This window comes from Amycolatopsis sp. SID8362, from assembly GCF_010550475.1.
Lineage (GTDB): Bacteria > Actinomycetota > Actinomycetes > Mycobacteriales > Pseudonocardiaceae > Amycolatopsis > Amycolatopsis eburnea.
Genome location: NZ_JAAGNB010000402.1, coordinates 1 through 9156 on the forward strand (window position 1 = coordinate 1; position 9156 = coordinate 9156).

Below are 9156 nucleotides of genomic sequence, written 5' to 3' on the forward strand. Positions count from 1 at the left end.
GCCAGCTGGCCGACGGCGCGGAGGCGCTGCGCTCGGCCGCGGAAGCGCTGCGGCAGGTCACGGTGCGCCACGACGGCCAGGACGCCGACGCCGCCGAGCTGATCAAGCGGGCCGGGAGGCTCGAAGGATGATCGCCGAAAGCTCCACCGAGTCCATCCCGCACCCGCTGGCGAAGCAGCAGCCGGTGGCGGTGGCGGTCCCGCAGGGCGAGGACATCACCGCGGCGGCCGAACCGTACCTGGGCTACCTCACGGACCTCTCGCGGCAGCTGGGGGTCCTCGACCCCGTCGAGACGTACTTCCGCCCGCTGATCGGCCGCTGGGCCGACCTCGGCGCCGAAGCGGATCGCCTGCGTCAGGCCGCTTCCGTCGCGGCCGAGGTGTCCGCGCGGCTTGACGACCAGCTCGGCCGCCTCGACGCGGGCTGGGAGGGGCGCGACGCGGACTCGTTCGTCGCCTACATCCGCGAGATCGGCGCGGCGGGCGGTGACCTCCAGGAAGCGCTGAACGTCCTGGCGGGCGCGCTCGACGAGCTGGTCGAGTCGGTCCGCCACGTCGTCGTCGACCTCGTCGAAGTCCTGGTGGACGCGGCGGACCTGACGTCGGAGACCATGCTCCTCCCGAGCGGCGGCGCCCGGCGGGCGCGCGCTCAGCTGGAGGAGACGCAGGAGTCGGCGAAGGCGCTGTACGAGACCGCGCGGGACGTCATGGAAGCGTTCGACCGGCTCTGCCAAGGCGTCGACGACCCCGACGCGGCTTCGCGGAGCATCGAGATCCGGCACCGCTACCCGCAGGAACGGTTCAAGCTGCACGACGGCGCGCTCAACGACGCCGCGGCCGAGGAATCGACGACGCCGTCTTCGGCCGGGTCGTCGGACGAGGTCACGTCACCGTCTTCGGCGGAGCCCAAGCACACCGGCGCGGGCACCCCCGACACCGCCCAGCCTGCCGACACCCCGCAGCCCGCCCCGGACCACGCGGCGAACCAGTCGACGTCCTCCGGCGTTCCGATGATGCCGATGATGGGCTTCGGCGCCTTCGGTGGCGGCGGTGGGGGACGGCGCCAGCCGAAGACGCGACCGGTCACCAAGACGTCGGAACTGCTGGGGGAGCCCGGTCTCGTGGCCCCGCCGGTGATCGGCGAGGACGAGAAACCGGCGCAGGAGCAGAAGAAGCCGCCGGCGCAGTGAGGTGGTGGCCCGCGCGGGGCCACCACCTCAGCGGCGGGCCGAGCCCGGCTCGGCCGGGCGGTTGCGGCGGATCGTGTGCATCACGAACAGCGTGATCAGCAGCGCCACCACGCCACCGCCGGTGCCCGCCAGCGCCACGATCACCGGCGTCGGGCTGCGGTCGTTGGCCGGCGGCAGCTGCGCCATCTGCTGGGACGGGATCGGGGCCATGCCGCCGACCTCGGACGGCAGGGTCGCGGTCAGCGCCGCCACCGGGTCGATCACACCGAACCCGACGAAGTTGTCGCGCCCGCCCGGAGCGGCCGGGTGCTGGGCCGTTTCCTTGATGCGGTTGACGATGCCCCGCCCGTCGAGGTTCTTGAACTTCGCCTTCACCAGCGCCGCCAGCCCGGCGACGTACGGCGCCGCGAAGCTCGTGCCCTGGATTTCGCTGGCCTTGTCGCCGCTTTCGAACGTCAGGTTCGCCAGGCCGCCGGAGCCTTCCGCGGGGTCGAGCGAAATGATCTTCGTGCCGGGCGCGGCGACGCCGACCCACGGGCCGTGCACGCTGAACGCCGCGACGCCACCGGTTTCGTCGATCGCGCCCACCGACAGGACGTCGTCGGCGAACCACGGCGGCGTCACGATCGTCTTCGGCTTCTTGGCGTTGGGCTGGTCGTTCTGCGGGCAGGTGTCCGTCGCGTTGCCCGCGGCGGCGACGATCACGATGCCCTTCTCCGCCGCGAAGTGCACGGCGGCCTGGACCTGCTGCTCGCCTTCGGTGATCGACCCGGTCGCCGGGCGGCAGTTGTCGACCGACATGTTGATGATGTCGGCCTCGTTGCGCTCGGCGATGCCGCGGATGATCTCGGCCAGCGTCTTCAACGTGCCCGCGGTGCCGGCCTTTTCCAGCTGGCGCCCGCCGTTGGACTGCCCGGGCGAGGTCTGGTCGCCCTCGCCGCTTCCCCCGCCACCGCCGTTGCTCGGCGGCAGCGACGACTGCGCGCCGGACGGCGGGTTCGTGCTCGACGACGGGGTGCCCCCAGTGCTGGACGCCGGGGGCGACGCTGTCTCGGTGTTGGGCTCGTAGTTCTCGCTGAGCTGGCGGTAGGACACGATCGTCGCGTCCGGGGCGACGCCGACGAACCCGACCTCGGGGTTGTCCGGCTTGGCCGCGATGATGCCGGCGACCTCGGTGCCGTGGCCGTCGCAGTCCTCGAGCCCCGGCGGCTGGTTCTTCGTCGTCGGGGCGACGTAGTCACCGCCGGACTGGAGGTCGGTCAGCCAGGGGTGGCGCGTCACGCCGGTGTCGACCACCGCGACCCGGACACCCTTGCCCGCGCCGCCGCCGGTGGCCGCCTTGACGATGTCCTGGGCCTTCGAGAGCTGCAGGTACTCCTGGCCCCACGGCCGGCTCTTGAGCACGATGTTCTCGCCGAGGCTTCGCTGCACACAGCCCTTCGACTGCTTGTAGCTCTTGTCCGGCTTGCGCTCGTCCGGGATCAGCTTGCTCATGTCGACCGGCGGCGGTGTCGCGAAGTAGCCGTCGGTGGATTGCTGCGCCCACCCCGGCACCGCTATCGCCAGGGGCGAGAGGACGCCGATCGTGCCGGCCAGCAATGCCGTCGTGGTCCGCCGTGCCACTGACATCCGAGATTCACCCGATCCGGTCACTTGAAGTTCAGGTGCCGCAGGGTGGTGTAGAGGTCCATCACACCCAGGGCGAGCGGGAGCACCGACGCGATGCAGAGCGCCTCGATGATCTCGACGGTCCGGCGCAGCGGCGGCGAGAAGCGCTGGTTCGGGAAGATCACGCCGACCACGAGCGCGCCGGCGGCGAGCAGGACCAGCGCGCCGAAGACGTAGAGCAGGCGGTTCTGGGCGCTCGCCGAGACCAGCCAGCCGATGCCGATCCCGGTCGCCGAGACCAGGCCGGTGGTGAGCAGCGCGATGGCCTGGCTGCCGTTGGCGTACGCGCGGGCGCGCAGGAGCAGGACGAGCGTCGCGACGACGCCGAGGATGATCCCGAACGCGCCGGGCGCGCTCGCGGCGATGACCGCGGAGATGGCGACCGTGGCACCGCAGCCGACCATCAGGCCGGTCATGTAGTTGTGCGCGATGGCCGTGCGGCGCTCGATCGCCCGGTAGTCGGGGAAGCCGGAGTCTTCCTTGAGCTCCTCCGCGCTGCCCGGGACGTGCGGCAGCGGCAGCTTCGCGAGCCAGATCGTGGCGCGCGGCAGGATCGAGATGCAGGCGAGGGCGACCGCGACGGTGCCGGCCGCGATGCCGGCCGCCGGGTGCGCGATGAGCGTGCCGAAGAGGAACGCCAGCGCGCCGAACGTGCCGGCGGTGGCCGCCGCGATGAACGTCGTGATGCCGGCGCCGATGACCATGATGCAGACGGACGCGACGATGATCACCAGGACCGCGCCGAGCAGCAGGTTCGCCCGCAGGGACAGGCCGGGCACGATGTAGAAGCCGCTGACGAACGCCAGTGGCAGGCCGCCGGCCGCGGCGATCAGGACGCCGGTCGCTTCCGCCTGGTAGCCCTTGGCGAGCGTGGCGCCGACCGCGACGCACGCGATCGCGCCGATGCCGCCCGCGATGGCCGCGCCGAGCGCGCTGCCGCCGTAGAACGACCCGCTCATGAACAGCGCGATGGCGGCGGCGACCAGCGCCAGCCCGCCCGCGACGTGCCCGAAGCGGTTCGCCGTCTCCTTGGTCCACGGGCGGAAGCTGTCGGGGGAGGACTCGGCGATGGCGTCGACGACGTCGTCGTACAGCGGCGGCGGCGGGTTCTCGTTGCGCTTGCGCAGCTGCAGCAGCTCACCGTCGACGACGCCGAGCGAGGCCAGCGTCCGGCTCGGGTCGAGCGGCGCGTCCCCGAGCTTCGCGAGCGCCCAGCCACCGTGGCGGGCCCCGCCGTCGGGCGAGGTCTCCTTGGCCATGTCCAGCAGCATCGGCAGGAGGTCGGCCACCGCGACGTCGGCGGGCAGCGCCACGTCGATCCGCGTGGAGGGCGCGACGACCGTCACCCTGCTGAAAACTGTCGTGCCCGTAGCCACTGCACTGCCCCCGCTCGGTCGATACTGCTCCCGGGGGAACTTATACCGAACCCCGGCACCGGCATCATGGAACGTCCGAAATTCACCGGCAAGGCCAGGTCAGCGGCCGCTCGGCCGGGGCGTAGTGAAGGGTTCGTCCACGACCCGCGGCGGTCGGCGCCGCGAGCCCGGCCGAGTCCGCGGCGGCTCGCTCGGCGACACCTCAGGCCCGCCCGGCGCGTCCGAAATTCACCGGCAAGGCCAGGTCAGCGGCCGGAAGGTGAGATTACTGTCGGTGCCGGGCCGTACACTCGCGGGACGAGGCCGAGACCACACCTGTGGGCGGTTGCGGCATCCGCCGGAATTCCGCCAGGACGTTCGATAGGTTGTTCGCGCACCTTGCGCACCAAGCGGTGGCAGCCATCGTCGAGTTTGAATGAGGGGTCCTTCGATGAGCACGCTGCAGTTCAAGAAGTCGCCGCGGCTGGCGGCACCGCGTCCGCCGGGCGGTGAGGTGCACCTCGAGCCGCCGCCCGAGGTGCCCCGGGTCATTCCCGGGAACATCGTGATGAAGGCGCTTCCGGTCGTCATGATCGTCGCGTCGCTCGGGATGATGGTCTTCATGTTCCAGGCCAGCAACCGGAACCCGATGATGATGGCCATGGGCGGCATGATGGTCGTCGGCACGCTCGGGATGATGGCGGGCGGCGGGGGCAAGGGCGGCGGTGCCAAGCGCGCCGAGATGGACGAAGACCGCAAGGACTACCTGCGCTACCTGGGGCAGATGCGTGACCGCGCCCGCGAGGCGATGGTCGACCAGCGCGCCGCCCTGGAATGGGTGCACCCCGACCCGCAGTCGCTGTGGTCGCTCGCGGCCAGCCGCCGGATGTGGGAGCGCCGCCAGAACGACCAGGACTTCCTGCACCTGCGCGTCGGGCGCAGCTCGCACCGCCTCGCGACGCGGCTGGTCCCGCCGCAGACCGGGCCCGTCGACGAGCTGGAGCCGATCGCCACCCTCGCGCTGCGCCGGTTCGTGCGCGCGCACTCGATCGTGCCGGACCTGCCCACCCAGATCACCCTCCGCGGGTTCGCCGCGGTGAGCATGCAGGGCGACCGGGCGCTGACCCGCGGCCTGACCCGCGCGATGCTCGCGCAGATGGTCACCTTCCACAGCCCCGACGACGTGCTGGTCGCGGTCGCCACCGCGGGCCGCGCGAAGGAGGAGTGGGAGTGGGCGAAGTGGCTGCCGCACGCCCAGCACCCGACGCTGTCGGACGGCATCGGCCAGCTCCGCATGATGGCCGGCTCGCTGGCCCAGATCGAAAACTGGCTCGACGAAGAACTCCGTGACCGCCAGCGGTTCTCCCGCAACGCCACGCCGGCGCCGGACCAGCCGCACATCGTCATCATCATCGACGACGCCGAGGTGACCCGCGAAGAGCAGATCGTCCTCGAAGAGGGCCTGGTCGGCGTCACGCTGATCGACCTGTCCGACTCGCTCGGCAACCTCGCCGCCCGCCGCGGCCTCCGGCTCGTCGTGGAGCCCGACCGGCTCGGCGCCCGCAGCGCCGGCGGCGTCGAGTGGTTCGGCCGCCCCGACACGCTGAGCCTGGTGGAGACCGAGTCGCTGGCCCGGCTCATCTCGCCGTACCGCGTCGGCGGCGCCGCGGGCCAGGACGTCGGCGACGAAGAGCCGCTGCTGTCCAACCCGTCGCTGCTGGAGCTGCTCGGCATCCCGGGCGACCCGATGACCTTCGACGTCCAGCAGGCGTGGCGGCCGCGGCCGATCCGCGACCGCTACCGCGTCCCGTTCGGTGTCGGCGAGTACGGCCAGCCGGTCGAGCTGGACATCAAGGAAGCCGCCGCCGAGGGCATGGGCCCGCACGGCCTGTGCATCGGCGCGACCGGTTCCGGTAAGTCGGAGTTCCTGCGCACGCTGGTGCTGGGCCTGCTGGCCACGCACTCCTCGTCCACGCTGAACTTCGTCCTCGTCGACTTCAAGGGTGGCGCGACCTTCCTCGGCCTGGACAAGGCCCCGCACGTCTCCGCGGTCATCACCAACCTCGCCGACGAAGTCACGCTGGTCGACCGCATGAAGGACGCGCTGGCCGGCGAGATGAACCGTCGCCAGGAAGCGCTGAAGAACGGCGGTAACTTCAAGAACGTCTGGGAGTACGAGAAGGCCCGCGAGAACGGCGCCGACCTCGACCCGCTGCCGGCGCTGTTCATCGTCTGTGACGAGTTCTCCGAGCTGCTGTCGGCGAAGCCGGACTTCATCGACCTGTTCGTCGCCATCGGCCGGCTGGGCCGGTCGCTGCAGATGCACATGCTGCTCGCCTCGCAGCGCCTGGAAGAGGGCAAGCTGCGCGGCCTGGACTCGCACCTGTCCTACCGGATCGGCCTCAAGACGTTCTCGGCGGCGGAGTCCCGCGCCGCGATCGGTGTGCCGGACGCGTTCGAGCTGCCCTCGGTCCCCGGTGGTGGCTACCTGAAGTACGACACCTCGACGCTGGTGCGGTTCAAGGCCTCCTACGTCTCCGGCCCGTACCGGCCCGCCGGTCTCAAGGCGGCCGGCCCGGCGGCGACCGTGGTCCGCGCGGACAAGCGGCCGCAGCTGTTCGTGCCGGACTTCGTCGAACTGCCGAAGGAACCGGAGCCGCAGTTCATCGAAGAGGCGCCGAAGGAAGAGCAGCGGCAGTCCGAGGAAGCGGTCGAGCCGTCCGAGCTGGACGTCATCGTCTCGCGGCTGATCGGGCAGGGCCCGCCGGCGCACGAGGTGTGGCTGCCGCCGCTGAAGGACCCGAACTCCCTCGACACGCTGCTGCCGAACCTGAACCCGACCGACGACCGCGGCCTGTCCCCGGTCGGCTTCTTCGGCAACGGGCGGCTGCAGGTGCCGCTGGGCATCATCGACCGGCCGTACGAGCAGCGGCGTGACCCGCTGTGGGCGGACTTCTCCGGCGCGGCCGGGCACGGCGTGATCGTCGGCGGCCCGCAGTCGGGCAAGTCGACCATGCTGCGGACGCTGATCATGTCGATGGCGCTCACGCACACCCCCGAGGAAGCGCAGTTCTACTGCCTCGACCTCGGTGGTGGCACGCTGACCGGTCTGGCCGACCTGCCGCACGTCGGCGGCGTCGCGGTGGCCCGGCGCGAGCCGGACAAGGCCCGCCGGATCGTGGCCGAGCTGACCACCCTGCTCACCGAGCGGGAAGGCCGGTTCGGGGCGATGGGCATCGACTCGATGACCGAGTTCCGCAACCGCAAGCGCCGCGGTGAGATCCGGCCGGACCAGGACCCGTTCGGCGACGCGTTCCTGATCGTGGACAACTGGCGCGCGCTGCGCGACGACTTCGAAGAGCTGGAAACCACGATCACCCGGCTGGCCACGCAGGGTCTGTCCTACGGCGTGCACGTCATCGTCGCGGCCAACCGGTGGGCGGACATCCGGCCGGCGATCAAGGACATGCTGGGCACCCGGTTCGAGCTGCGCCTCGGTGACCCGACCGAGTCCGACATCGACCGCCGGGTCGCGGTGAACATCCCGGCCGGGCGGCCGGGCCGGGGCCTGACCCGGGAGAAGCTGCACATGCTCGGCGGCCTCCCGCGCATCGACGGGTCCAGCGACCCGGAGACGATCGCGTCGGGCGTGGCGGACGCGGTGGGCAAGATCAAGGGCGCCTGGCGCGGCCGGGTCGCGCCGCAGGTCCGCCTGCTGCCGGAGATGATCACCTACGAAGAAGTCCTCAAGCTCGACACCGCGCGGGACTCCAAGCTGGTCCCGATCGGCGTCAACGAGGAAGACCTGCAGCCGATCTACCTCGACTTCAACGCCGAGCCGCACTTCTACGCGTTCGCGGACGGCGAGTCGGGCAAGACGAACCTGCTGCGGCAGATCGCCCGGGGCATCTCGGAGCGCTACACCTCGCAGGAAGCGCTGATCCTGCTGGTCGACTACCGGCGCACGATGCTGGGGTTCGTCCAGGGCGACGCGCTGCTCGGGTACGCGGTGTCGGCGAACCAGCTGGAGAGCATGGTCGGCGACGTCTTCAACTCGATGACGCGGCGCCTGCCGGGCCCGGACGTCACCCAGGAGCAGCTGAAGACGCGGTCGTGGTGGAAGGGCCCGGAGCTGTTCATCCTGGTCGACGACTACGACCTGGTGGCGACGTCGACGACCAACCCGCTGCGGAAGATCTCCGACTTCCTGCCGCAGGCCAAGGACGTCGGCCTGCACCTGGTGGTCGTGCGGCGCACCGGTGGTGCGTCGAAGGCGATGTACGACCCGATCATCGGCAAGCTCAAAGAGATCGCGGCGCCGGGCATGGTGATGAACGGTTCCCGCGACGAGGGCGCGCTGGTCGGCAACATCAAGCCGTCGGCGATGCCGCCGGGCCGGGGCAACCTGCTGACCCGGAAGAACGGCAAGCAGCTGATCCAGGTGTCGTGGATCAACCCCGACTGAGCACGGCTTCGGGGCGTCCCGCGGCGGGGGGTAGGTTCCTCCCCGTGGGGGCGCCCCGACGGCGGGGTGCGGGGGAACGCGACAAGTACTGCGGGAGCTGCTGGTGACGGTCCGGGTTGCGGTGGACTTCGGGACATCGAGCACCTGCGTCGTCGCCTCGGTGAACGGGCGCGAGCCGCAGGTCGTGGTGATCGACGGCCAGCCGCTGATGTCCTCGGCCGTGTTCGCGGCCGCGGACGGCACGCTGTTCGTCGGCCAGGAGGCCGAGCGGCAGGCGGCGGTCGACCCGTCGCGGTACGAGCCGAACCCGAAGCGGCGGATCGACGAAGGCGAGCTGCTGCTCGGGGACAGCGTCCTGCGGGTGACCGACGTCGTGCACGCCGTCCTGGGGCGCGCGGTGGCCGAGGCGCGCCGCCTCGCCGGGGACGCCGAGGTCGACCTGCTGGTGCTGACCCACCCCGCGGACTGGGGCGCCATCC

At 71.4% G+C, this 9156-nt stretch carries 4 protein-coding genes and 1 pseudogene; 3 read left to right on the forward strand and 2 right to left on the reverse strand.

All coding sequences use genetic code 11. The features are described 5' to 3' along the window. Nucleotides 1-127: 127 nt before the first annotated feature. Nucleotides 128-1189 carry a WXG100 family type VII secretion target gene (locus G3I65_RS13130; protein ID WP_160696359.1) on the forward strand — a complete coding sequence of 354 codons (1062 nt, stop codon included), beginning with the start codon at nucleotides 128-130 and terminating at the stop codon, nucleotides 1187-1189. Nucleotides 1190-1216: 27 nt separating this feature from the next. Here G3I65_RS13130 and G3I65_RS13135 read toward each other — a convergent pair whose 3' ends face one another. Together G3I65_RS13135 and eccD are read right to left on the reverse strand one after the other, a co-directional pair. Continuing rightward, nucleotides 1217-2818 carry a S8 family serine peptidase gene (locus G3I65_RS13135; RefSeq protein ID WP_160696360.1) on the reverse strand — a complete coding sequence of 534 codons (1602 nt, stop codon included), beginning with the start codon at nucleotides 2816-2818 and terminating at the stop codon, nucleotides 1217-1219. 20 nt (nucleotides 2819-2838) lie between these two features. Further along, nucleotides 2839-4203 (reverse strand): type VII secretion integral membrane protein EccD, encoded by a 1365-nt coding sequence (gene eccD, locus G3I65_RS13140; RefSeq protein WP_160696361.1) that lies wholly within the window; start codon nucleotides 4201-4203, stop codon nucleotides 2839-2841. Nucleotides 4204-4663: 460 nt separating this feature from the next. Here eccD and eccCa point away from each other — a divergent pair, with 460 nt between their 5' ends. Next, nucleotides 4664-8677, forward strand: a complete 4014-nt coding sequence (gene eccCa, locus G3I65_RS13145; RefSeq protein WP_160696362.1) for a type VII secretion protein EccCa — start codon at nucleotides 4664-4666, stop codon at nucleotides 8675-8677. Nucleotides 8678-8780: 103 nt separating this feature from the next. Continuing rightward, nucleotides 8781-9156: pseudogene (locus tag G3I65_RS13150) on the forward strand (type VII secretion-associated protein); the annotation flags it as partial.

Bases quoted from the DNA above. Each gene is read 5' to 3' on its own strand.
- G3I65_RS13130 (WP_160696359.1), top strand. From the start codon at position 128: ATGATCGCCGAAAGCTCCACCGAGTCCATCCCGCACCCGCTGGCGAAG.
- G3I65_RS13135 (WP_160696360.1), bottom strand. From the start codon at position 2,818: ATGTCAGTGGCACGGCGGACCACGACGGCATTGCTGGCCGGCACGATC.
- eccCa (WP_160696362.1), top strand. From the start codon at position 4,664: ATGAGCACGCTGCAGTTCAAGAAGTCGCCGCGGCTGGCGGCACCGCGT.